Below are 22,942 nucleotides of genomic sequence, written 5' to 3' on the forward strand. Positions count from 1 at the left end.
TTGCCTGGGGTGGATCCACGCCAGGCGTGGATGGGCATCAACCCGGCTCCAGCGTTCCCCGGTAATGCACGATCCGCCCCACCACCGGCGCACCAATCTCCACGTCGAACACGAATCGCCCGTCCACTTCATGCTCGAAACTGTTCTCCCCCGGCAGCAGCGCGCGCGGCAACGGCATGCCCAGGATCGACCAGCGTCGCGGCACAAGCTGCAGCCGCCCGTTGTCGACCAGCAGCGCCAACGCCACCGAGATCACGCCGAAGCGCTCGACCAGCAGTGCTTCGTTGCGCCCCTGCCCCTGCGTCTGCAACGAAGAGAAACGACGGCCGGCAAAAGTCCGCGTCCAACGCTCACCACCCGCCTCCGGGTTGAACTCCACACTGACCGGCACACCCTCACCCGCTGCGGGAAAGCCGAACACCTTCCCCAGCAACCGCGACAGCAGTCCACGACCACGTTCGACCGATGCCGTGCCGCTCCAGCGCTTGGCTGCAGACGGTGCGTGCAACGCCTGTACGCTGGCCGGCAGTTGCGCGTATGCGCTGCCAAGCAGGCGCTGGTACAGGCTGGCACCCGGCATGTCCCGGCGGAGAGCGGTATGGATGGTGCGCCCTTCGAACAGCCGGTCGTAGTCGGACAGTTCCAGTGCATGCGTGGCCGCACGCGCACCCGGCGCCGGCCGATCGCCAGCCAACTGTTTGCGGATCACCGCCTCGATCGCCATCGACGGAATGTACGGGCCGTCATCTGCCTCGGCCAGCAGGTGCCAGCTCTGTTCGACGCGCGCGCCATCTCGGGTGCCCACCGCGCGTACGATCATGCCGCCGCGATGTTCGCCGAACTTCATCAGGTTCAGTACGGTGTAGAACAACCGTGAGCACGGCTCCAGCGACGGCAGCCTCAGGTGCAGACGCGCCTTGGCCAGCAGGTTCAGCACGCGATGCAGGATTTCCGGCACCGGGCCAGCCCCCATCCAGATGTCGGTCATCGTCGGATGTTCGGGTGGCAGCACCTGCAGATCGGGCACATCCACCAGGGAGAAATGCAGGTTGCGCAACGGCAGCCGCCCCGGCACCGCGACAGTGAAACGGCGACTTTCGGCGAGGCCGATGCCGTGCCCATCGCGACCGTTGCGGCGCAGCTTCACCGGTGCACCGGCATAGCCGACGACCGCACGCATCACATTCAGACCAATGCCGGCATACGGCGATGGCGCGATGCCCCCTTCCACGCTGACGATATCCATGTGCGTGGCCATCTCGCGCAGCACCGCGGCGGTCAGTACCGGGAAGCTGCTGACGCCCGACAGCACGTAGATGCCGGCCGCCCTGGCCTGCGCGTCGTACTGCGAAACGCCGAATACGAAGTCCGCCGCGTCGGCGAAGTCCAGATAGTCAATGCCGGCGGCAATACAGGCTTCGATCGCGCCGTAGCGGTGTTCGCCGTAGTCCTGGAAAGGACCGGAGGCATCCACCACCAGGTCCGGCCGCTCGGTCTGTAGAGCCGTGGCCAGCTGTTGCCGGTCGACCTGCAGTGGGCGCAGTGTCGATTGCCCCACGTAGCTTGCACAGAAGGCCCGCGCCGCCACCAGGTTGCGGCCACCGATCAGCAGTTCCAGCATCGGCAGGTCCGCCAGCAAGCGGACCAGACGCCCCCCGAACACCCCATATCCACCCAGAATCAGGATCTTCACGCATCGTCCCTGTCGTGTCGTCTGCCCATGGTAGCGCGACGCCGCCGGCTTCCGCAGTGCAGCACGATCCGGCATTAACACGGCCCATGCTATCGCTGCGCCTTCGTCCACTGCGGAGCCCCACCATGGCTCACAAGAACACCATCTGCGTCTGGTACGACAGCGGTGCGCTCGAGGCCGCCACGTTCTACGCAAAGACCTTTCCCGACAGTGAAGTAACCGCCGTGCATCACGCGCCGGGCGACTTCCCCGACGGCAAGCAGGGTGACGTCCTCACCGTCGAATTCACGGTCTGCGGTGTCCCCTGTGTCGGGCTCAATGGCGGCCCGACCTTCAAGCACAGCGAAGCGTTCTCGTTCCAGATTTCCACCGAGGACCAGGACGAGACCGATCGTCTGTGGAATGCCATCGTCGGCAATGGTGGCCAGGAGAGCCAATGCGGCTGGTGCAAGGACCGCTGGGGTATCTCCTGGCAGATCAGCCCACGCATGCTGATCGAAGCGGTGACCAGCAAGGACAAGGCCCTGGCCAAGCGCGCCTTCAACGCGATGATGCCGATGAAGAAGATCGACATCGCCACCATCGACGCGGCGATCCGCAACGCATGACGACGTGGGACACGATCATCGTTGGCGGCGGCCACAACGGGCTGGTGTGTGCGGCGTACCTGGCGCGCGCGGGGCAACGGGTGCTGGTGCTGGAGCGCCGCGGTGTACTCGGCGGTGCGGCGGTCACCGAAGAGTTCCATCCCGGCTTCCGCAACTCGGTGGCCTCGTACACGGTGTCGCTGCTGCAGCCGAAGGTGATCGAGGAGCTGCAGCTGCATGCGCACGGGCTGCGCATCGTCGCGCGGCCGGCCAACAACTTCCTGCCGTTGCCCGATGGTCGCTACCTGCTGTCTGCACCGGGCCGCACCCAGGCGGAAGTGGCGAAATTTTCCGAGCGCGATGCGCAGGCGCTGCCCGCCTATGAAGCGCGCCTGGAAGTATTTGCCGACGTGCTGCGCGACTGGGCGCTGCGTCCGCCGCCCGACCTCGGGGTGACGGCTGGCTGGCGCGCGCTGCCCGCGCTGTGGCAGATGGGCCGGCTGGGGCGCGAGCTGGCCGTACTTGATCCGGCATTGCGGCAGGAACTGCTGGATCTGTTCACCCTGTCGGCCGCCGAATACCTGGACCGCTGGTTCGAGAGCGAGCCGATCAAGGCCCTGTTCGGCTTCGATGGCATTGTTGGCAACTACGCCAGCCCCTACACGCCCGGCAGCGCCTACGTGCTGCTGCATCACGTGTTCGGCCAGTGCAACGGGGTCAAGGGTGCCTGGGGCCACGCCATCGGTGGCATGGGAGCGATCAGCCAGGCCATCGCTGCATCCGCGCGTGCGGCCGGTGCCGAGCTGCTCGTGGATGCCGGCGTGCAGCGCCTGCAGGTTGAGGACGGACGCGTGGTCGGCGTCACGTTGTCCGGCGGTGAGAGCCTGCGCGCACGTGCCGTGGTGGCCAACGTCAATCCGAAGCTGCTGTACGAACAGCTGCTGCAGCCTGCGCAGGTTCCAGCCACCACCCGCGAACGCATGGCGAACTGGCGCTGCGGCTCGGGCACGTTCCGGATGAACGTGGCACTGTCGCGACTGCCGGATTTCCGCGCTCTGCCTGGCCCGGGCGACCACCTCAGTGCCGGCATCATCATGGCGCCCAGCCTGGATTACATGGACCGTGCCTGGCTGGATGCACGCCGCGATGGCTGGTCGCGCGAGCCGATCGTGGAGATGCTGATTCCGAGCACACTGGACGACTCGCTGGCGCCACCCGGCCAGCATGTGGCCAGCCTGTTCTGCCAGCACGTGGCGCCGGAGCTGCCCGATGGTCGTCACTGGGATGACCACCGGGATACCGTCGCCGACCTGATGATCGCTACCGTCGATCACTATGCCCCCGGCTTCGCCGACAGCGTGCTCGGTCGACAGGCGCTTTCACCGTTGGATCTGGAGCGGACGTTCGGGCTGATCGGCGGCGACATCTTCCACGGCGCGCTCAGTGCCAACCAGTTGTTCTCGGCGAGGCCAATGGTCGGCCAGGCCGGCTATCGCGGCGCCCTGCCCGGTTTGTACCTGTGCGGCGCGGGCACGCATCCGGGCGGCGGGGTGACCGGTGCACCCGGGCACAATGCAGCGCAGGTGGTGCTGCAGGACCAGTAGATCCACGCCATGCGTGGATGTGGGTACAACCCGCCGCCTGCATTGCCCGCTGTTGGTAGGCGCCAACCTTGGTTGGCACAACGTGGCAGAGATGATTGCCAACCAAGGTTGGCATCTACCGGCGTCAAAGCGTGCCAACCAAGGTTGGCACCTACCCGCGTGAAACGAGGCGCGTAGCGCCTCACTTCACGCTGCGCAGATGGTTCGGGCGCTTCGGCGGGCCGGGGGGACGACGCTTGTTGAACGGCGATTGGCCGCGCCAGTAGCGGATCAGCAGCCAGCCGAACAGCATGCCGCCCAGGTGCGCGAAATGGGCCACGCCCGGCTGCCAGCCGGTCATGCCCAGCACCAGCTCGCCCACGCCGAACAGGATCACGAACGTACGCGCCTTCATCGGAATCGGCGGGAACAGCAGCATCACCCGCTGGTTGGGGAACAGCATGCCGTAGGCCAGCAGCAGGCCAAACACACCACCGGAAGCGCCCAGCACCGTGGCCGGGTTGTCGAGCATGGTGCCGACCAGCAACTGGCACAGGCCGGCGCCGACCACGCACACCAGGTAGTACAGCAGGAAGCGTTTCTCGCCCCAGGTCTGCTCCAGCGGCGCACCGAACATGAAAACAGCCAGCATGTTGAAGAACAGATGCCCGAAGCTGCCATGCAGGAAGCCGTAGGTCAGCAGCTGCCAGGGCTGGAAGTTGCCGCCCGGCGAGAACGCATCGAAGCCCTGCTGCAGCGGCTGCAGCATGAACGGCTCGAAGGTCTGCATGCCGAGCAGGAACGGCTGCTGCAGCAGGAACAGGATCGCGTTGGCGATCAACAGGGCCTTGGTGACGGTTGGCAGTCGCGGGAACATGGGGGCACCGGCATGGAACGGCCTCCATCATAGCCGCAGCACCGGCCCTTTTTGACCAGAGCGGACGCTCGCCCGTTCAGTCGCAGGCAGCGATCAGCCCGGACCCCATACGGCCGCATCCAGCGCCGCCGCCGGGTCGGCCTCCGGCATCCGCACCCGGCCGTTTTCCACGACGACACCCTCGGCCCGCAGCCGCTGCGATTGTTCGCGCCAGCCGGCCGAACCTTCAGCCATGGCGATGCGCCCATCCGAGCGCAGCACGCGGTGCCAGGGCAGCGAGGGATCCTCGTTCTGGCCGAGGATGCGCGCGGTCAGCCGGGCGCGTCCGGGCAGGCCCGCGCGCATCGCGACCTGGCCGTAGCCCATCACCTGTCCCGGTGGAATCGCATGGATCACCGCCAGGATGCGCGCACGCGCCTGCTCCGGCGTCAGCGGCGCAGCCGCGTCACCAGCAGTACGCCGAGCAGGACCAGCACGGTGCCGACGATCTGCGCCGGCCCCATCGGTTCGTCGAGCAGCCATAGGCTCATCACGATGGTGGAAACCGGTCCCAGCATACCCACCTGCGCGGCCAGCGACGAGCCGACGCGCTGCACCGCCAGCATGATCGCCAGCACCGGCAGCACGGTGCAGACCGTCGCATTGATCAGCGACAGCCACTGCACGGCGGCGGGGGCCTGCCACAGCAATGGCAGTGGATGGGTGATGGTGAAATGCAGCAGCACCAGCACGCTGGCCACGCAGCTGGCGTAGGCGGTCAGACGCACCGCACCGATTCGGGCGACCATCTGGCCGCTGCCGAACAGGTAGAGCGCATAGCTGAGCGCACTGCCCAGCACCAGCAGGCTGCCGAGAATGATCTGCCCACCTTCGCGCTGCAGGTCATGGCCGAACGCGATCAGCACGCCGAGATAGCTGAGCACCAGCGCGCCGATCTGCCAGCGACCCGGCCGCTGCCGCGCCAGCAGCACGTTGATCAGCAGCACCAGGGTCGGGTTCAAGTACAGGATCAACCGTTCCAGGGTCACGCTGATGTACTGCAGGCCCTGGAAATCCAGCAGGCTGGACAGGTAGTAACCGGTGAAGCCGAGCCACAGCACGCGTGCGCGGTCAGCCCAGGAAAGTCGCTCCGCACGGCGCGACGCCCACACCGCCATCAGCGCGAACAGGGGCAGCGCCATCAGCATGCGCAGGGCCAGCAGCGTGGTGGCATCCACGCCATGGCGCAGCCCCAGCTTGACGATGATGGCCTTGCCCGAGGCGGCAATGGCGCCGATCGCAGCCAGGCCGATGCCGCCCAGAGCGATGCGCGGGGACGTGGTGGCGAGGCGGGGAGAAGAGGTAGACATCAGGAAGAAAACGGGCCGCACGGGCGGCTGGAAGGAGCCGGATAGCTTCCAATTGTCTCATGGCACTTCCGGGCGAACGATCCGATGTTCGTTCATGCCCACTACAACTCCGGATCCACGCATGGCGTGGATCTACCGTGTCGACCAAGGTCGACACCTACCAACAGAGGTTGCCGGCCAGCGGCCGGCACTACCGTGAGTGTCGGCTCAGCGCATCAACACCACTTCTTCAGCAGACGTCGGGTGAATCGCCACCGTATCGTCGAACTGCGCCTTGGTCGCGCCCATCTTCACCGCCACCGCGAAACCCTGCAGGATCTCATCCGCCGCTTCGCCGAGCAGGTGTACGCCGACCACACGCTCTTCCGGCCCGGCACACACCATCTTGAACAGGCTGCGCTGGGTGCCGTTGGCCAGTGCCTGCAGCATCGGCCGGAACCGGCTGTGGTACACCGTCACCTGCTCGAAACGCGCACGTGCGTCTTCCTCGCTCATGCCCACTGCGCCCAGCGGCGGGTGCGAGAACACCACGCTGGCCACGTTGTCATAGTCCATCTTCGCGTCCGGGCGGCCACCAAACAGACGATCCATCAGACGACGCGATGCAGCCACGGCAACCGGCGTCAGCCCGACCTTGCCAGCGATGTCACCAACCGCATGCACGCTCGGCACCGCCGTGGTCTGCCACTCGTCCACCTCCACCTGCTGGTGCTCGCCGATGCCGATACCCAGCGCCTCCAGGCCCAGATCCCTGCTGTTGCCGCGCCGGCCGGTCGCGAAGAACACGGCGTCGAACACGCTGTCGATCGGGCCATCATGGCCGAAAGCGCGCACGCGCTCGCCGTCGCGCTTCAACTCACGCAGGCGGTAATCGAAGTGGATGCGGACACCCTGCTGGCGCAGGTTCTCGGCCAGCTGCGCGGTCAACTCGTAGTCGAAGCGCTCCAGCAGGCGACTACCACGCACCAGCAGGCTCACCTTGCTGCCCAGCGCCTGCAACAGCCCGGCAAGTTCCACCGCGATATAGCCGCCGCCGATGATCGCGACCTCGGCCGGTGCCGCACGCAGGTCGAAGAAATCGTCGGACACCAGGCCCAGTTCGGCGCCGGGAATGTCGGGCCGCTGCGGATGCGCCCCGGTAGCGATGAGGATCTGCGCGGCGCTGTACCGCACGCCGTCACTGCACGCCACGGTGTGCGCATCCAGCAGATGGCCACGGGCCGGAATACGCACAACGCCGGTTTCATCCAGGCGCTTGTGATAACTGGTGTGGATGTTGCTGATGTAGGCCTGGCGATGGATCACCAGTTCTTTCCACGACAGCGCCGGGCGCGCCTCCACGTCGAAGCCCATCGCGCTGGCCAGGCCGATGCGCTCGGCCAGATCGGCCGCCAGCCACATCGCCTTCTTCGGCACGCAACCTACATTCACGCAGGTGCCGCCCAGTTCACCCGGCTCAAGCAGGGCAACACGCTTGCCATGCTGCGCAGCGCGGATGGCGCCGGCCAGGCCAGCGGAACCGCCGCCAAGGACGATCAGATCGTAGTCATAAGAGGGAGTGTTCATCGGAATCGCTCGGGTCGACAGGGAACAGGATCGATGGCGGGCGTGCGCCCGCAGAGAAGATCGACGGGCAGCTGGCTGGCGCAGGCGCTCATGCTGCAGCGAGCATGCCATGGCCCGCTGCAGGCCAGACGTGAGGGTGTACAGCGACACGCGTGGCGATGCACGCAGCCACGCAGGAAGAGATGTGCGTGGCCTGCATCGATCACCCCTGCGCGGCCCCACGGCGCATCGCTGGCCACTGCCGGTATGTCATCGCACGCCACAACCATTCCATCGGACCGAAGCGGAAACGGCGCAGCCACAGTTGGCTGAGGATTACCTGCGCAGCGAACAGCAGCAAGGCAAACAGCAGCTGCCAGGCACGCGGCACTGCGTCGAACCACCCCAGCCCGTAGTGATAGAACAGCAACGTACAGACCAGCGATTGACCAAGATAGTGGGTCAGCGCCATCCGGCCGACCGGCGCCAACCAGCCCAGGCGCGCACGCCAGTGCACGATCCACGCCAGGTAGCCCAGGCACATCGGCACGCCGCCCGCGGCCACCAGTGCCATTGCCGTGGTGGTCGGCAGATCATAGACACCCGGCACCAGATAGGGCTTCCACACCACGCCCAGCAGGGTGACCAGCAGACCCAGGGGCAGCGCGACCCAGCGCAGGCCGGCGTACAGCCGCGGGAAACGCTCTGGCGCGGTCAATGCGCCGCTGCCAGCGAACCAGGCGCCCAGCAGGAACATGCCCAGCACTTCGGGTCCGGCAATGAACATGCCACCCAGCGACGCGCCGAACTCCTGCAGGCGCTGCACGTTGGCCTGCATCCAGTCGCCCTGGCCGTACACCAGACGTTGCTGGTCGATGCCCTGCTGCGCGTCGACCAGCATCTTCTGCAGGTCCTGCGGGGTGGCCATCGATACCATCATGCCGACCAGCAGCATCAGCGCGATACCCAGTGCATACACCAGCAGACCCATCCACGGCAGCCAGCTGCGCGGTGCTTCGCGGCAGGCCAGCAACGGCAGCGAGGCCAGTGCATACAGCACCAGGATGTCGCCCGACCAGACCAGCAGCGCGTGGCACAGGCCGATCAGCAGCAGCCCGGCGCTGCGGCGCAGGTAGAAGGGCGTGAACTGGCGACCCGCCGCTTCAGCACGCTGGGCCATCACCGCAAAGCCCGCACCGAACAGCAGCGAGAACAGGGTGAAGAATTTTCCCTGCACGAACACATAGACGAAGGCATCGGCCCAGTAGTCGATGCCCTGCCAATGGGCGTCGATGCCGGTGAAGGCCAGGTCCAGCGGTCCGCTGAGGGCCTCGATGTTCATCAGCAGGATGCCCAGCAGGGCAAATCCACGCAGTATGTCCAGCAGGGCGATGCGTTCGCCGGAAGCCACCGGTTGCAGGGAAGGGGAAGCGGTGTTCACGGGGCATCCGGCGTGCAGGTCCGTCATTATGCCGCCGGCCTGCGGACCATGGATGGCCTTGTCCTGTTCCACATACGCAACGGCCCGCCGAAGCGGGCCGTTGCTGCCATCACGATCGCAACGCGATCAGTGCTGGTGACCACCGTCGCCGTGGACGTGGCCGTGCTCGAGCTCTTCCTTGCCGGCTTCGCGCACGTCGACGATCTCGACATCGAAATGCAGGTCCTTGCCGGCCATCGGATGGTTCAGGTCGACGTCGACCACGCTCATGCCGACCTTCTGCACGGTCACGGCACGCGGGCCGAAGTTGGTCTGCAGCACGACCTGCTGGCCCGGGACCAGCTTGGCGGTACCGAAGTGCTTCTTCGGCACGCGCTGGGACAGGCCATCACGGCGCTCGCCGTAAGCATCGGCCGCCTTGACGTCGACGTCGAAGGTCGCGCCGGCTTCCTTGTCCATCATGGCGTTTTCCAGGCCCGGGATGATGTTGCCGTGGCCGATCAGGATCGCCAGCGGCTCGCCGCGGTCCTTGGACGATTCGATCGGCTCCTGGCCGGCCTCGGAGACGGTGTAGTGGAAGCGGACAACGCGGTCTTTTTCGATCTTCATGCGCAACTCTGTCTGGATCTGCCGGAGGCAGGCGGGTTGGGGCGGGTTGTCGCCCGGCGGGGACGCCGCCATCATGACGGCCAATCCAAGGTCGCGCATTATCCGGAGAACATGCACATCACGCCAGTTTCGTCCGGCACGCGCCGGCGCCTCGCGCCCGCCCTGCTGCTCGCCCTGCCCCTTGTGCTGACCGCCTGTGGCGGCGGCAAGGCCGTCCGTTCCACACCGCCACCGCCTGCGGCAGGCTGGCCCAGCACCACACCGGACAACCCCGAGGCCGCCAATTCGGTGCTGATGCGCGCCATCAGCCTGGTCGGCACGCCCTACCGCTACGGCGGCAACACGCCTGAATCCGGCTTCGACTGCAGCGGGCTGGTTGCTTACGTCTACCGTGAAATGCTGGACCTGAAGCTGCCGCGGACCTCACGCGACCTGGCCGCAGTCCAGGGGCCGAAGATCGACCCGAAGCGCCTGGCGACCGGCGACCTGGTCTTTTTTGGCAGCCGCGGCAATGTCAGTCACGTGGGGATCTACGTCGGCGAGGGCCGTTTCGTGCACGCCCCGAGCACCGGCGGAACGGTCCGCCTGGATTCGCTCAGCGGCCCCTACTGGAAGGACCACTACACAGGGGCAAAACGCGTCCTTCGCTAAAATGAACAGGCGATATGTTCAAAACTGTGACAGTCATCACCACGCAACTAACGATTTACTAACGGAATTTTTAACTTATTACTGCTTTTACAGGGCATGATGCCCCATCGTTTTTTTCCTTGTGACCGACGCGTGACGACAAACGACCCGACGTGCCAAGGCCAGACCGCCGCTTCTTCGCGTAGTGTCCGCCCGCTTCTGCTGGGCTTGGCATTGTGTCTGACCAGCCTTCCCGCCTGGTCGCAGTCCGCTCCCACCCGTACCGATGCGACCCCGGCTGGCACCGCCGAGACCGCCCCCCGCGCAGCCGCCAAGGCCGACGCCACCGCTCCGCAGCGCAGCCGCGCCGATGCCGCCGCCAGCGCCACTCTGGCCGCCCTGCTGCCGCACCTGGCCGCCAATGACACCATTCCCCTGATGGACCGCTCGGCCATGGTGGCCGGTGACCTCAGTCGCCTCCTCGCCAATTACGACACCAGCAGCGCCGCCAATGGCAGCGTCGTGGTCGGTACCGCTGCCGACAACGGCAAGGTGCAGTCGCTGCTGCGCCGGGCCATGACCCTGCTCGGCACCCCGTATCGTTGGGGTGGCAGCAATCCGGACAGCGGCTTCGACTGCAGCGGCCTGGTGGGTTATGTGTTCCGCTCGGCCCTGGGCATCGAGCTGCCGCGCGTCTCGCGTGAAATGGCGCATGACGCCAATGCCGAACTGATCAACGACCGCGCCGCCCTGGCCGCAGGCGATCTGGTGTTCTTCGGCCGCAAGGGCCGGGTCGACCACGTCGGCATCTATGTGGGTGATGGCCGCTTCCTGCATGCCCCGAGCACCGGCAAGGACGTCCGCGTCGACACCCTGCTCAGTGGCTACTGGGGCAACAAGTTCATGCAGGCCCGCCGGGTCGACCTCTGATTCGAGGCCGTCCGCGCGTGATCTGACAAGCCGCTGCCCTGCAGCGGCTTTTTTGTTGGTTCATTGGGCCGGCGATGGCCGCTGCTCGACGCATGCTGCGTTGGTCATTGATGTCACGGTCCGTTTGGGCCGCAACCGGCCACCCACGCGTGGCCGCAGCATCCCGGCGTGGGGCGGCACACCGATGATGACCTGTCAGCCGCCCGCGTTGCCCGGATGCTGGGGGAAGGCATGGCGGCAAGCCAGGAGATTCCATCGCGCTGCGTGATCTGGTTCGGCCAGCCACCGGCCGCCGAACGCGGCGCGCTGGCGGCCGCCGGATGGCAACTGCGCTGTGTCAGCCCTGCGCCCGCCATGGCCATTGGCCTGCGCGGCCGCGATCATCTGGTCGCCGTCGTCGATCTTCGCCATCTGGATGCAGAGGCGGCGCAGTTGTTGCTGCCGTGGGTCGAGCAGCACCATCACCTGCCGTGGTTGGCCGTGCTGCCCGCGGGCTTGGGCAGCCCTCCTCCCGCCTGGGGGGCACTGCTGCGGGCCTGCCAGGATCAGTTCTCGCTGCCGCTGGAGCTGCCCGACCTGCTGTCGGCAATGCAGCGCCAGTGCGACGGCGATGACCTGCCACTTGCCGCGGTCCACAAGGGTGGCGGTCTTCCAGCACTGATCGGCAACAGCGCCCCCCTGCTGGCCGTCCGCACTGCCCTGCACAAATTCGCCCCGGTCGAACTGCCGGTGTTGGTGACGGGCGAAACCGGCACCGGCAAGGAGCTGGCCGCGCAGGCGCTGCATGCGCTGTCCGGGCGTGCGGGGAAGCCCTTCCTGGCGGTGAACTGCGGCGCCATTCCCGCCAATCTGGTGCAGTCCGAACTGTTCGGTCACGAGCGTGGTGCCTTCACTGGCGCCTCCCAGCGTCGCATCGGCCTGTTCGAAACAGCCCATGGTGGCACCGTATTCCTCGATGAGGTCGGCGACCTGCCTGCGGATGCACAGACCAGTCTGCTGCGGGTGCTGCAGGAGGGCACGCTGGAACGGGTGGGCAGCAACCAGCCACTGCGGGTGGATGTGCGCGTGCTGGCGGCCACCCATGTCGAACTGGAACAGGCGGTCGCCCAGGGCCGCTTCCGGCGCGATCTCTACTACCGCCTCAATGTGCTGCGCCTGCCGATGCCATCACTGCGCGAACGCGGCGCCGATGTCCTGCTGCTGGCCGAACACTTCCTGCGCGCGTTCCGCCAACGTCATGCCGGCCGCGCACGTGGGTTCGATTCCGGCGCGCACCAGGCGATGCGTGGGTTCGACTGGCCGGGCAACGTGCGCGAACTGTTGAACCGCGTACAGCGGGCGGCAATCGTGGCGGAGGGAGAACTGATCAGCGCGGCCGACCTGGATCTGGCCGAACCCGATGCGCCCGCACGGCGTGCGCTGCTGCAGGATGCGCGTGGCCAGGTGGAGCGCGATGTACTGCTGCAGGCCCTGCGCCAGCATGGCTACAACGTGTCGGCGTGTGCGCGGCACATGCAGATCTCGCGGGTGACGGTCTATCGGTTGTGCCGCAAACATCATCTTGAGCTGCCGGCGCAGCGCTGACCGCTGGCAGCATGAAGCAGCCGGGCATGGCCCGGCCGCCTCGCCTACAACATGTACGGCACCTTGAACGCCAGCGTGAAGTCCGGCGCATCCGGGGTCAGGCCGATGCCCAGCATCGTCACCAACGTGGTGTGCTGGTTCAACGCGTAGGTCACGCCGAGATTGAGCGACGCCGCATTGGCATCGCTGCCGATCACCTTCACCCATTCACCGCCCTTGAACCGCGTCGAGGCACGCGTGCTGATCTTGTCGCTGAAGGAGATGCTCAGGCTGGTGCGCTCGTTGAACGCGAATGCCACGCCGGCACCGAAATACACCGAGCCGCCCAGCTTCACGTCACCGGGGTTGACCGTATCCGGGTTGCTGTCGATATCGCTGAAGCCGCGCGGGAACGAATGAATGTAGCCGGCGTTGGCGAACAGGATGGCCGGATCGGCGGTCTTCACCATCGACACGCCCAGGTTGGCCTGCCACACACCGTTGCCGGTCGGCTGTTCCTGTGGCACCGCGAAGCGGATGTAGTCATCGTCGTCGCGTTCGATCACTTTCCAGTCCAGGCCGTAGGGTGCGCGTCCGGTCGGCGCGGTAACACCACCGGTCAGCACCGTCTCCGGGCGCCAGCCACGTTCGGCGAACAGCCGGTAATTGGCACTCAGGCTGACATCGCCGATGCCGCTGCCGTTGGTTTCTTCCTGCGCGATCGCCGCCGCCGCACCACCGGCACCGCCCTTCTGGTAGACCGTGCGCCGGGCCAGGTATGGCACGTCCATGTTCAAGGTGAGGTTGGGGCTGACGCCCCAGCGCGCGGCCAGGTTGTACGTCAACGAATCGGATTCGACGTTCTCGATCGCGATGTTGCCGAGGAAGATCGCATCCAGGGCGAGGAAGCCGTTGAGGGTGAGTTGCTTGCGGTCGTAGCGCGCATAGGTGAGGCCGTTTTCGATGGTGAACCGGCGCGAGAACAACGCCGCCTGCTGCTGCTTGACGTCGTCCACGCTGCGCCGTGCCTCCTGCTTGGCCTGCTGTGCCTCGGCCGCGCTGCTGGCATAGCCTTCGCTGCTGGGCGGAACGGCGGATGCTGCAGCGGGCGCCAACGGCGCTGCGGGCGTCGTACCGGGGCCTGCGCGACCGCTCAGCCGCGCCTGCATCGCCTGCACCTGCATGTCCAGTTCGCGCAGGCGGCGTACCTCCTGTGCGTAATTGGCCTTGAGCTGTTCCAGTTGCGCGATCAGTGCCTGCATGTCGGCGCCCTCATTGGGCGCAGGCTGCTGGGCGAAGGCAGTGGCCGCCAGCGCCGCCAGCGCCAGCGGAGTAAGCCGGAAGAGAGTGTGCATGTCGGTGACCTGCGTTGTACGTCGATTCCCCCTGACCAGGCCGTGTTACTGGCCCGGGCCCATGCCGCGGTTCATCCCGATCGCCTGGGCCACGTTCTGGCTCAAGGGCAGGTTGTTGGCCGCGGTGTTGCGTACCAGCTCCAGCTGCAGCCGGTTGCTGGCCGTCTGTCCATCGCCGGCGAGGGCAATGCCCTGCCCCACGCTGCCATTGCGGATCCACTGCTGTACCAGGCTCTGCCCGTCGACCTGCAACAGCAGGCGCGCCTGGTTGCCATCAAGCATGGCCGTGGCGGTGGCGCCACCCTGCTGTGCCTGCGCCATGCGGCTGCCGTCGTCGGTCATCGCTGTTGGCACCGCGCCATCACGCACGGTCAGCGTGGTCACGTTGCGCGCGGTGTTGCCATCGCCGGCTACCTGCACGCTCTGCACCAGTCCACTGGCATTGGCCAGGCCGGCACTGTCGATGCTGCGCCCTGCCGTGGTCGGCAACGGTGCGTCAGCGGCGGTGACGTGGACGCTCGGCTGGAAACTCAACTTCGGTGTTCCGCCATTGCGGAAATCCATGCCCAGGGTCAGCGCGCCCTGCACCACCGCACCGTTGGGGCCCTGCCACTGCGAAATCATCGTCACCCCGAACCAGGCCACGTTGTTGCCGCCGACGGTGTAGCGGCCACGCATCAGGTTCAGTTCGGGATCGGGTATTTCCTTCAGGCCACGCCCCGGTGCGCCGTCCGCCGCCATCAACGGCGACACCGACAGCATCAGCAGCAGGGCGAGTACTACACGTTGGCATTGCATGATCGTGCCTCCTTCAGAACAGGTCGGCGTGGCTGAAGCCGAAGTCGACCAGTTCGGCATCGGTGATCGGTCCCTGCCGCGCATACAACGCGCGGGCACTGGGCCGTTCGCTGGGTTGCAGCAGCGCCGTATTGCGATCGAAGTCGCTGCCGATCACGACGAAAACAGCACGTGACGGCCAGGCGGCGCTGAACTCGGCCAGCGACAGGCTGCGGTTGCCCAGGATCGGATCGGCCACTTCCACCACGCCGTCGCGCACCTGCTTGAGCACCACGAAATGCCGGAAGCCGCGTACATCCATCAGCACCAGTCCAGGAACCCGCAACGTGCGCAGCCGCGATTCATCGATGCGATAGCCGCGTCCACGCATGCCCAGCGATTCGACATAGCGTTTGATGTCCAACAACGAGAAACCGCGTTCCTTGACCAGCTGTGGATCGGATACCCCCATCATTCCCTCGATCACCGTCGCCTCGGTGGTGTCCAGGTGGTAGGCATAACGCAGGATGGTGGCCAGAGCGGCCGCCCCGCAGCTGTAGTCGGTGTGCTGCCGCACCAGGTTGCGGTAACGCCGCTCCTGCATGCTTTCCACCTTCTGCTGCAGCAGCGCGCCATTGGGCAGCACCCCGCTGAACACCACCTCGCCTGCCCAGCCAGATGCGCTGGTCAACAGCAGCAGGCAGGGCAGCAAACGCAACCACCAGCGATGACCGGCCATGCCGTTCTCCACGAGAAGGAAGGAGCCCCTGCCCCAAGGGGGAGGAGGGACAGGGGCTCCCGGGGGAACCCGGCCATTGGCGGATGGCCGGGCTTGTTGCGCTCAACGCAGGTTCGCTGCGAAAGCGGTCACACCGTGGATCATTCGCCGCCGCCGGTCCCACCACCGGTGCTCGGCTGTGCCACGGCCAATGCCAGGCTGTTGGCCTGCAGGTTGCCGGTACCCGATGCCACGTTCACGCCGATGTTGCCGGACGCGCCGGAGAACGCGCTGCCGGACAGTGCCGAGGTGTTGGTCGCATTGACGTTCACCCAGCGGGTGGTGCTGACCGTGCCACTGAGGCTGGCATACAGGTCGGCCACGCCCAGCTCGACGAACTGGCTGGTGCCGCTTTCACGCGTATCGAAGCCCAGGCCACCCACTCCCGGCCGGTTCGGGTTCATCGTTGCGTTCTGGATCTCGCTGTCCAGATCGATGTGCCCGGTCGCGTTGCCACCCGGATGCGGCAGATCGCCACTCCACGTATCGAGGTAGTAGTTGGCCATCTGGTAGGCATTGCCGGTGCCGCGATAGGTACCGGCACCCACGGCCAGGGTACCGCCAGCGACGCGACCGCTGAGGCCGACCTGCACCGTATCGGTGTAGGACTGCACGAAGCCGGCGTTGGACACGGTGTTGCCGGTGGACACCTGGTTGGAGCTGATGCTCGACTGCGCCATCGCACTGGTGGCTACCGATGCAGCAAGTGCGTTCTTCTGCTCGTTGTTGTTGCCCGAAGCGATGTTCACACCGATGTTGCCCGATGCACCGCCGAAGGCATTGCCACCGAGGCCAGCGGCGTTGGTGACGCCGGAGTTCATGGTGGTGTTGCCGAAGCCGGCCTGGTTGACGAACACCTCGGCGTCGGCCATGCCGAAGCTGAAGGAGGCATCCGCAGCCGACAGCGACGCAGCGTTGTCCTGCGCGTTGTTGTCGCCAGCCACCACGTTGAAGCCGAGGTTGCCGGAGGCACCGGCGCCGACATCATCGGCGATCGAAGCGCTGTTGGTGACCAGGCTGTTGCCGGTGAGGTTGTTGCTGATCGACTGGCGATTGTCGATCACGGCGATGGCGGCCGAATCCAGATCGATGTCACCGGTGATGGTCGGATCGCCGGAGAAGTTGATGTCCGAACTCAGCCGCAGGTCCTTCTCAAGGTTCACGTCGACGCCGTGGTTGTTCTTTTCCTTGCGCTCGTCGGCCTGGATGTTGCTGTTCTTCTGCACCTGCTCGTTGACGTTCACCGTGCGATTGCGGGTCACGTTCGAGGTGTCGGTATTGTTGCGTACCGTGGTGTTGCTGCGGGTCCAGTTGCGGACTTCGTTGTCGGTGTGGTTGTGCGTGTCGTTGCGGGTTTCGGTCACGACGTGGTTGTGGTTGATGTTCGCATTGGCGTTCTGGTTGTCCCAGCCATTGGCCGCAGCAGCGGTCGAGGCAGTGGCAATTGCCATGGCGAGTACGGTCTTTTTGACAGTCGCTTTCATGGTGCCCTCTCTCTCATCAGGTGATTGGTTCGGGTGGGTGGTACTCACGGGTTGCCCTGCACGACCAGGCCCAGAACATTGGCCGTATCGTTTCGCGCTCCCGCGATCTGATTGAGTTGCAGGACACCGTCGAAGCCCCGCAGTGCCGTCGATGAAACGCCGACACTGCGGATACCCGCCGCAACACCGTCACCGGTATCGCCCTGCCCCCCTGCTGACGCGATGTCCGAGGCGGCCAACGCCGTGTCATCGGACTCGCGTATTCCTTGCCGGGCCAGCGTCGCGCTGACGACATTGAGCGTCGTGTTGGCGATGCCGCTGGCCTGGTTGATCGATGCAATGCCGCTGGCCCCTGCCAGCGCCTGTCCGGCGATGTGCGCGCTGGCTTCCAGTGGTGCCGACAGCACGACATCGTTGCTGTGCTGCTGCCGTGCGGCGATGGCCACGTCGGCGCGGTCGCCGCTGGCCATGCCATGCAGGTTGGCCTGGATGTTGAGATCGCCCGCCGCCTGGTTGATGGCGATGGCACCACTGGCACCGGCCAGCGCGCGGCCGTCGATGCGGGTCACATCGAGGTAGGCCAACATGCCGCTGTAGTCGTCGGCCAGGGCTGCGGCCGGCACTGCCAGCCAGGCCGCCAGCAGCACTGCGCGCTTCACTTGCCACCCGCCTGCGCCGGTGCGCCCAGCGGGAACTGCGACAGTGCGCCGCGCACGGTATCGCCGATGCCGCGTGTGGTATTGCCGACCGCACCCAGCGGGCCGCTCATCGCACCGCTGAGGCTGCTGCCACTGATCATCCCCTCGCCCGAGCGGCCGAGGGTTCCGCCCAATGCCTGCTGGGTCACCCGCTCGACGGTGGTGACACCGTGCGCGTGCACGTTGCCGGACTGACCGGCACCGAGACCGGCGTAGTCGTCCTCGCTGAGTTCATCCATGCCGCTGGCGGCGCCACCGCTGCCGAGTGCAGCGGCGATCTCATGTTGCGGTTTCGGATCGGCGATCAATGCCACGCCGGGCGGCGCCATGCGGTAGGCCGGGCGCGTGGCGACATCGCGCAGCAGGACGATTTCACCTGGCTGCGCCTTCACCCCTTGGCGGGCGCCCGAAGCAGCGGCCGCCAGCGGAACGGCCAGCACCAGCAGCAGCGCAAGCTGCCAGCCAGAAACAGTGATAAGGGTGGTGCTGCCGTCCATGCCGCTCTCCCGTTGCATATGCGAGGGGAATGAGCAGCTTTCGTGCCAACACCGGGAGGCCGTCGCAGCGGGGGTTTGACGGGTAACACCGCGGCGGCATGACGCCGCAGTGTTACAACTTCGTTCGGATTCCGTTCGCCTTAACGCGCAGGAAACACCACTGCGCAAGGCGCCATCGGGGCTGTATCAGCAGTGTTACAGGTACTGATACAGCCCGTTGCAGTGCCGCTTCAGGCGCGCGGCGGGCTCGGGTCGGGATCATCGATGCCGACGTTGGTCGACGGGTTGTCGTACACCGTCTGGTCGAGCAGGCCCGTTTCCTTGGCCACGATCACCGGTACCAGCATCTGCCCGGTCACATTCGTCATCGTGCGCATCATGTCCAGGATGCGGTCGATCGCATACAGATAGCCGATGGTTTCCAGCGGCAGGTTGGCCGCGCTCAGCACCACCGTCGCCATGATCACCGCCGTACCCGGCACGCCGGCGGTACCGAAGCTGCCCAGCACCGAAGCGATCAGCACCACCACGTATTGTTCGGGCGTCAGCGGCACGCCGCTGTACTGGGCGATGAACACCGCGCACAGCGCCGGATAGATCGCGCCGCAGCCGTCCATCTTGATGCTCGCGCCCAGCGGAACCGCGAACGAACCGTAGTCCTTGTTCACGCCCAGGTTGTGGGTGATCGAACGCAGCGCGACCGGCATCGCCGCGAAGCTGGAGGAGCTGACGAAGGCCACCTGCATGCCCGGTGCCGCACCGCGGAAGAACTTCAGCGGGTTCAGGCCGTGCGCCAGCAGCAGCGCGCTGTACACCACCACGATGTGCAGCGCGCAGGCCACGTACAGCGCCAGCACGAAGTGGCCCAGCGGCAACAGCTTCTCGAAGCCATAGCTGCCGACCAGGCCGGCGATCAGGCCGAAGGTGCCGATCGGGGTGACTTCCAGCACGAAGCGGGTCACCTGGATCATGATGTCGCTCATCTGCCCGACCAGCTTGCGCGCTTCGGTCACCTTCTCGCCGAGCTTGACGATGGCAAAGCCGACCAGGCCAGCGAAGAAGATCACCGGCAGGATCGAACCACGGCCTGCGGCCAACACGGTTTCACCGGCGGCGTTGACCTTGGTGCCGATGCCCGACAGCGCGTAGAACACGTTGGACGGCACCACATCCAGCAGCACCTGCACCACGCTGGGCACTTCGCGCGGCACATAGTTGCTGGCCATCGACAGCTGCAGGCCACCGGCGCCGGGCTGCAGCACTGTACCCACGCCCAGGCCCACGCATACCGCGAGCGCGGCAGTGATCACGAACCACAGGAACGTGCGCCCGCTGAGCGCGGCCACCGATTTCTGGCCGTGCAGCGAAGAGATCGCGTTGATGACCGCGAAGAACACCAGCGGCACCGCGATCATCTTGATCAGGGTCACGTACAGCTCGCCGAGCGGGCCGAACCAGGTTTCAGCAGCCGGGCCAAGCGCCCAGCCGGCCAGCGCACCAAGCACGAAGCCACCGACCACGCGCTGCCAGAATGGAATCCGCAGCCAGGCAGAGACCAGCTTCATAGGCAATCCAAGGGGGTAGGAAGGGATGCTGGCACGATAGCCCAAGGCGGGCCGCAGAACGACCGCCCGCGTGGCAAATCAGTGTGTCATCGGCGTGCCTTGCGGGGCCGGGCATAATGAACGTCCCGTTACACTTTGTGAGATCCCAGCGTCCATGCGTCGTTCCGTCTCCCTGTTGGCCGCCTGCGCCACGACCCTGCTGCTCGGCGCCTGCGCCAGCACCGCCCCCGCGTCCGCCCCGGCCGGCCTGAAGGTCAGCGTTGCCCCCGTCGCCCACCCTGCCGGTGAAACCCCGCAGTGGTGGTACCGCAGCGGTGCCGCCCAGGCGGCCGCCAATGGTGCGATGGCCGGCAAGGCCAAAAACGTCATCCTGTTCCTGGGTGACGGCATGAGCCTGACCACCGTGGCTGCCTCGCGCATCTACGAAGGCCAGCAGAAGGGCGGCTCGGGCGAAGAGAACCTGTTGTCGTGGGAGCGCTTCCCGGCCACCGCGTTCAGCAAGACCTACAACACCGATTCGCAGACGCCGGATTCGGCCGGCACCATGACCGCCATCACCACCGGCGTGAAGACCCACATGGGTGCGATCGGCGTCAGCGCAGGTACCCGTACCGACTGCGCCGACAGCCTGTCCAAGGGCCTGCTGACCTGGCTGCAGCTGGCCGACAGCGCCGGCCTGGCCACCGGCGTGGTCTCCACCGCACGCCTGACCCATGCCACGCCGGCCGCGACCTACGCGCATTCGCCCGAGCGCAACTGGGAAAACGACACCGACCTGACCGAAGCGGCCAAGGCCGCCGGCTGCAAGGACATCGCCCAGCAGCTGCTGTCGACCTCGCGCTACGGCCGTGGCCCGCTGGTCGCCCTGGGCGGCGGTCGTGGTGAATTCACCACCGTGGAAGAGCGCGACCCCGAGTACGACGACAAGGTCGGCCAGCGCCTGGACGGCCGCAGCCTGGTGCAGGAATGGCAGCAGGCACACCCGCAGGGCGCCTATGTGTGGAACAGCAAGCAGCTGCAGGCCGCCGCCAACGCACCGGCGATCCTCGGCCTGTTCGAGCCGGACCACATGCGCTACGAGTACGAACGCCCGCAGGACCCGGCCGGTGAGCCGAGCCTGGCCGAGCTGACCGCTGCAGCGATCAAGAACCTGTCGCGCCACCAGGAAGGCTACGTGCTGATGATCGAAGGCGCGCGCATCGACCACGCCAACCACAGCGGCAACGCCTACCGGGCACTGACCGAAACCGTGGCCCTGTCCGATGCCGTGCGCGTGGCCAACGAGCTGACCTCGGCCGACGACACGCTGATCATCGTCACCGCCGACCATTCGCACACCCTGAACTTCGTCGGCTACCCGGCCCGTGGCAACCCGATCCTGGGCAAGGTGAAGGACAAGGGTGGCGAAGACGGCGCGGGCAAGCTCGACCTGGCGCTGGATGGCAACGGCCAGCCCTACACCACCCTGAGCTATGCCAACGGCCCCGGCCATACCGGCACCAGCAACCAGCAGCCGGCGGGCCCGAAGCGCTATCCGCACAACCCCAGCAGCTTCGAGCCGGCCAACGGCCGCCCGAACCTGCACGATGTCGATACCGAGCATCCGGATTACATGCAGGAAGCGCTGGTCCCGATGAAGTCCGAATCGCATGGTGGCGAGGACGTCGGCATCTGGGCACGCGGCCCGGGCAGCAAGGCGATCCGCGGCACCCTGGAACAGAACGCGATCTACCACATGATCGTGCAGGCCACCCCGGCCCTGCGCGATCGCCTGTGCAAGGCCGGCACCTGCGACGACAAGGGCGTACCGGTGGAACTGCCGGCACCGGCGACCTTCGAACGCAAGGCTGACAGCAAGTGATGGCACGGCCGGCACCCCCTGCCCTGGCCCGCCTGCGCCGTGCGCGCTGGCTGGCCCTGCTGGGCGTGCTGGCCAGTACCTGCGCGTCAGCGCAGGGGCCGGCCTGCAAGGTCATGACCGAAGAACACGGGTTGTGGATGCTGCCCGGCTGCGAGGTCGTCGATCACAAGCCGCAGATCAGCGCGGACACCCTGCAGGATCTTCCCTACGACGGTGATGGCCTGGCGCTGGTACAGACCGCCGACGGCTTTCACTACGTCGACCGTCGCGGCCGCAGCCAGGCGGTGATCGCCTGGGACAACGGCGCAGACTCCCTGCAGGAAGGCCTGTTCCGCGGCCGCGTCGGCGAGCGCGTGGGCTACTTCAACGCCGCCTTCGAGCAGGTGATTGCGGCCACGTTCGATTTTGCCTGGCCGTTCCAGGACGGCGTGGCCGAGGTCTGCAACGGCTGCCGACGCGGCACACCCGATGGCGATGGGCACACGCCGATGGAAGGCGGCGAGTGGTTCCGTATCGATCGCCAAGGTCGTCGGGTGAAGTAAGGGTTTTTCGGCAGGGCTGCGCCCTGCACCTGCCGAAGCAAGAGCAACGGCCGAAACAACAGCAACAGCGGCATTCCGTGGGATGGCGGTGCACTGTGAGTTTGCGGGGACGCCGTGAATCCGTCCATGGAGGCTTGGTCGCCGCATCCATGCGGCTCACACCCCGCAAACCCACAGTGCCCCGCCTTTGACAGTTGGCCGGTGGCCAGTAGATCCACGCCATGCGTGGATGCTCTTCGATCAACTGTCGAAATATTCAATTTCGATTGAAATTCATCCACGCATGGCGTGGATCTACGTGTCGACCAAGGTCGACACCCACCAAGGGCACGCCATGCCGTTCCAACAGATCGCGGAGATCTGTCGAAGGCGGGGTGGGTCCGGTTGCGGGGGTGTCCGCGGCATGGATGCCGCGGCCAAGCCCCCATGGATGGGTTGCGGTGGTCTAATCAACTTGGACACTCGATAGGATCATTTTCGAGCATCGAGGTAGACCCATGGCAAAACAGATCACTCAGGGCATGAGGGACGAGGCGGTTCGCCTTGTCGTTGTAGAGGGGCAGACAGTAAGAGACGTC

At 66.3% G+C, this 22,942-nt stretch carries 21 protein-coding genes and 1 pseudogene; 7 read left to right on the forward strand and 15 right to left on the reverse strand.

What is annotated here, in order from left to right:
• Positions 1-37: 37 nt before the first annotated feature.
• Positions 38-1,693: an SDR family oxidoreductase gene (locus tag GIW57_RS17190; protein WP_236512095.1), complete on the reverse strand. Its 1,656-nt coding sequence runs from the start codon at positions 1,691-1,693 to the stop codon at positions 38-40.
• A gap of 125 nt (positions 1,694-1,818) precedes the next feature.
• Between GIW57_RS17190 and GIW57_RS17195 the strand changes: the two genes are divergently transcribed.
• Both GIW57_RS17195 and GIW57_RS17200 read left to right on the forward strand, forming a co-directional pair.
• Complete coding sequence (locus GIW57_RS17195; RefSeq protein WP_236512097.1) at positions 1,819-2,301, forward strand: VOC family protein; 483 nt, start codon at positions 1,819-1,821, stop codon at positions 2,299-2,301.
• On the forward strand, positions 2,298-3,884 hold the full coding sequence (locus tag GIW57_RS17200) for an NAD(P)/FAD-dependent oxidoreductase (RefSeq protein ID WP_236512099.1): 1,587 nt from the start codon (positions 2,298-2,300) through the stop codon (positions 3,882-3,884). Before GIW57_RS17195 ends, GIW57_RS17200 begins: the two co-directional genes overlap by 4 nt.
• A 181-nt stretch (positions 3,885-4,065) precedes the next feature.
• Here the strand turns inward: GIW57_RS17200 and GIW57_RS17205 are convergent, their stop codons facing one another.
• The 7 genes and pseudogenes from GIW57_RS17205 to GIW57_RS17230 all read right to left on the reverse strand — a co-directional run bounded on the left by GIW57_RS17205 (position 4,066) and on the right by GIW57_RS17230 (position 9,684).
• Positions 4,066-4,740 (reverse strand): rhomboid family intramembrane serine protease, encoded by a 675-nt coding sequence (locus tag GIW57_RS17205; protein WP_176020047.1) that lies wholly within the window; start codon positions 4,738-4,740, stop codon positions 4,066-4,068.
• 93 nt (positions 4,741-4,833) lie between these two features.
• Complete coding sequence (locus GIW57_RS17210) at positions 4,834-5,262, reverse strand: MGMT family protein (RefSeq protein WP_236512101.1); 429 nt, start codon at positions 5,260-5,262, stop codon at positions 4,834-4,836.
• Positions 5,169-6,089, reverse strand: a complete 921-nt coding sequence (locus GIW57_RS17215; RefSeq protein WP_236512103.1) for a DMT family transporter — start codon at positions 6,087-6,089, stop codon at positions 5,169-5,171. Before GIW57_RS17215 ends, GIW57_RS17210 begins: the two co-directional genes overlap by 94 nt.
• 207 nt (positions 6,090-6,296) lie before the next feature.
• Positions 6,297-7,655: a glutathione-disulfide reductase gene (gene gorA / locus GIW57_RS17220; RefSeq protein WP_100461122.1), complete on the reverse strand. Its 1,359-nt coding sequence runs from the start codon at positions 7,653-7,655 to the stop codon at positions 6,297-6,299.
• Positions 7,652-7,794, reverse strand: a pseudogene (locus tag GIW57_RS23815) (amino acid dehydrogenase); the annotation flags it as partial. The gene gorA and the pseudogene GIW57_RS23815, both read right to left, overlap by 4 nt.
• A gap of 63 nt (positions 7,795-7,857) precedes the next feature.
• Positions 7,858-9,102, reverse strand: a complete 1,245-nt coding sequence (locus tag GIW57_RS17225) for a DUF418 domain-containing protein (RefSeq protein WP_236512105.1) — start codon at positions 9,100-9,102, stop codon at positions 7,858-7,860.
• Positions 9,103-9,201: 99 nt separating this feature from the next.
• On the reverse strand, positions 9,202-9,684 hold the full coding sequence (locus tag GIW57_RS17230) for a peptidylprolyl isomerase (RefSeq protein WP_025876084.1): 483 nt from the start codon (positions 9,682-9,684) through the stop codon (positions 9,202-9,204).
• Between the two features lie 111 nt (positions 9,685-9,795).
• Between GIW57_RS17230 and GIW57_RS17235 the strand changes: the two genes are divergently transcribed.
• The 3 genes from GIW57_RS17235 (at position 9,796) to GIW57_RS17245 (ending at position 12,828) form a co-directional block, all read left to right on the forward strand.
• Positions 9,796-10,335, forward strand: coding sequence for a C40 family peptidase (locus tag GIW57_RS17235; RefSeq protein ID WP_100461128.1), 540 nt, complete (start codon positions 9,796-9,798; stop codon positions 10,333-10,335).
• 132 nt (positions 10,336-10,467) lie between these two features.
• Positions 10,468-11,244: a C40 family peptidase gene (locus GIW57_RS17240; RefSeq protein ID WP_236512107.1), complete on the forward strand. Its 777-nt coding sequence runs from the start codon at positions 10,468-10,470 to the stop codon at positions 11,242-11,244.
• Between the two features lie 231 nt (positions 11,245-11,475).
• Positions 11,476-12,828 carry a sigma-54 dependent transcriptional regulator gene (locus tag GIW57_RS17245; RefSeq protein ID WP_100461441.1) on the forward strand — a complete coding sequence of 451 codons (1,353 nt, stop codon included), beginning with the start codon at positions 11,476-11,478 and terminating at the stop codon, positions 12,826-12,828.
• Positions 12,829-12,872: 44 nt separating this feature from the next.
• On the opposite strand, the gene GIW57_RS17250 is transcribed toward GIW57_RS17245, so the two are convergent.
• From GIW57_RS17250 to GIW57_RS17280, 7 genes are all read right to left on the reverse strand, one after another.
• Complete coding sequence (locus tag GIW57_RS17250; protein ID WP_100461134.1) at positions 12,873-14,162, reverse strand: transporter; 1,290 nt, start codon at positions 14,160-14,162, stop codon at positions 12,873-12,875.
• A 45-nt stretch (positions 14,163-14,207) separates the two neighbouring features.
• Positions 14,208-14,960, reverse strand: a complete 753-nt coding sequence (locus GIW57_RS17255; protein WP_100461136.1) for a hypothetical protein — start codon at positions 14,958-14,960, stop codon at positions 14,208-14,210.
• 13 nt (positions 14,961-14,973) lie between these two features.
• Positions 14,974-15,678 (reverse strand): C39 family peptidase, encoded by a 705-nt coding sequence (locus tag GIW57_RS17260; RefSeq protein WP_100461139.1) that lies wholly within the window; start codon positions 15,676-15,678, stop codon positions 14,974-14,976.
• Positions 15,679-15,818: 140 nt separating this feature from the next.
• Entirely contained in the window at positions 15,819-17,201 is a 1,383-nt protein-coding gene (locus tag GIW57_RS17265; protein WP_236512109.1) for an adhesin, read from the reverse strand.
• Between the two features lie 44 nt (positions 17,202-17,245).
• Positions 17,246-17,860, reverse strand: coding sequence for a hypothetical protein (locus GIW57_RS17270; RefSeq protein ID WP_100461143.1), 615 nt, complete (start codon positions 17,858-17,860; stop codon positions 17,246-17,248).
• Positions 17,857-18,396: a hypothetical protein gene (locus GIW57_RS17275; protein ID WP_100461146.1), complete on the reverse strand. Its 540-nt coding sequence runs from the start codon at positions 18,394-18,396 to the stop codon at positions 17,857-17,859. Before GIW57_RS17275 ends, GIW57_RS17270 begins: the two co-directional genes overlap by 4 nt.
• 230 nt (positions 18,397-18,626) lie before the next feature.
• Positions 18,627-19,961, reverse strand: a complete 1,335-nt coding sequence (locus GIW57_RS17280) for a dicarboxylate/amino acid:cation symporter (protein ID WP_100461150.1) — start codon at positions 19,959-19,961, stop codon at positions 18,627-18,629.
• 154 nt (positions 19,962-20,115) lie between these two features.
• Here GIW57_RS17280 and GIW57_RS17285 point away from each other — a divergent pair, with 154 nt between their 5' ends.
• Entirely contained in the window at positions 20,116-21,822 is a 1,707-nt protein-coding gene (locus GIW57_RS17285; RefSeq protein ID WP_100461153.1) for an alkaline phosphatase, read from the forward strand.
• Positions 21,819-22,364 (forward strand): WG repeat-containing protein, encoded by a 546-nt coding sequence (locus GIW57_RS17290; protein ID WP_236512111.1) that lies wholly within the window; start codon positions 21,819-21,821, stop codon positions 22,362-22,364. Before GIW57_RS17285 ends, GIW57_RS17290 begins: the two co-directional genes overlap by 4 nt.
• Positions 22,365-22,942 lie beyond the last annotated feature (578 nt).

The sequence above is a fragment of the Stenotrophomonas sp. PA-6-5C genome (genome assembly GCF_021605635.1).
GTDB classification, from domain to species: domain Bacteria; phylum Pseudomonadota; class Gammaproteobacteria; order Xanthomonadales; family Xanthomonadaceae; genus Stenotrophomonas; species Stenotrophomonas lactitubi.

Bases quoted from the DNA above. Each gene is read 5' to 3' on its own strand.
- GIW57_RS17280 (WP_100461150.1), bottom strand. From the start codon at position 19,961: ATGAAGCTGGTCTCTGCCTGGCTGCGGATTCCATTCTGGCAGCGCGTG.
- GIW57_RS17245 (WP_100461441.1), top strand. From the start codon at position 11,476: ATGGCGGCAAGCCAGGAGATTCCATCGCGCTGCGTGATCTGGTTCGGC.
- GIW57_RS17200 (WP_236512099.1), top strand. From the start codon at position 2,298: ATGACGACGTGGGACACGATCATCGTTGGCGGCGGCCACAACGGGCTG.
- GIW57_RS17255 (WP_100461136.1), bottom strand. From the start codon at position 14,960: ATGCAATGCCAACGTGTAGTACTCGCCCTGCTGCTGATGCTGTCGGTG.
- GIW57_RS17250 (WP_100461134.1), bottom strand. From the start codon at position 14,162: ATGCACACTCTCTTCCGGCTTACTCCGCTGGCGCTGGCGGCGCTGGCG.
- GIW57_RS17195 (WP_236512097.1), top strand. From the start codon at position 1,819: ATGGCTCACAAGAACACCATCTGCGTCTGGTACGACAGCGGTGCGCTC.
- GIW57_RS17260 (WP_100461139.1), bottom strand. From the start codon at position 15,678: ATGGCCGGTCATCGCTGGTGGTTGCGTTTGCTGCCCTGCCTGCTGCTG.
- GIW57_RS17265 (WP_236512109.1), bottom strand. From the start codon at position 17,201: ATGAAAGCGACTGTCAAAAAGACCGTACTCGCCATGGCAATTGCCACT.
- GIW57_RS17285 (WP_100461153.1), top strand. From the start codon at position 20,116: ATGCGTCGTTCCGTCTCCCTGTTGGCCGCCTGCGCCACGACCCTGCTG.
- gorA (WP_100461122.1), bottom strand. From the start codon at position 7,655: ATGAACACTCCCTCTTATGACTACGATCTGATCGTCCTTGGCGGCGGT.
- GIW57_RS17205 (WP_176020047.1), bottom strand. From the start codon at position 4,740: ATGTTCCCGCGACTGCCAACCGTCACCAAGGCCCTGTTGATCGCCAAC.
- GIW57_RS17235 (WP_100461128.1), top strand. From the start codon at position 9,796: ATGCACATCACGCCAGTTTCGTCCGGCACGCGCCGGCGCCTCGCGCCC.
- GIW57_RS17210 (WP_236512101.1), bottom strand. From the start codon at position 5,262: ATGGCTGCTCGACGAACCGATGGGGCCGGCGCAGATCGTCGGCACCGT.
- GIW57_RS17230 (WP_025876084.1), bottom strand. From the start codon at position 9,684: ATGAAGATCGAAAAAGACCGCGTTGTCCGCTTCCACTACACCGTCTCC.
- GIW57_RS17225 (WP_236512105.1), bottom strand. From the start codon at position 9,102: ATGACGGACCTGCACGCCGGATGCCCCGTGAACACCGCTTCCCCTTCC.
- GIW57_RS17215 (WP_236512103.1), bottom strand. From the start codon at position 6,089: ATGTCTACCTCTTCTCCCCGCCTCGCCACCACGTCCCCGCGCATCGCT.
- GIW57_RS17275 (WP_100461146.1), bottom strand. From the start codon at position 18,396: ATGGACGGCAGCACCACCCTTATCACTGTTTCTGGCTGGCAGCTTGCG.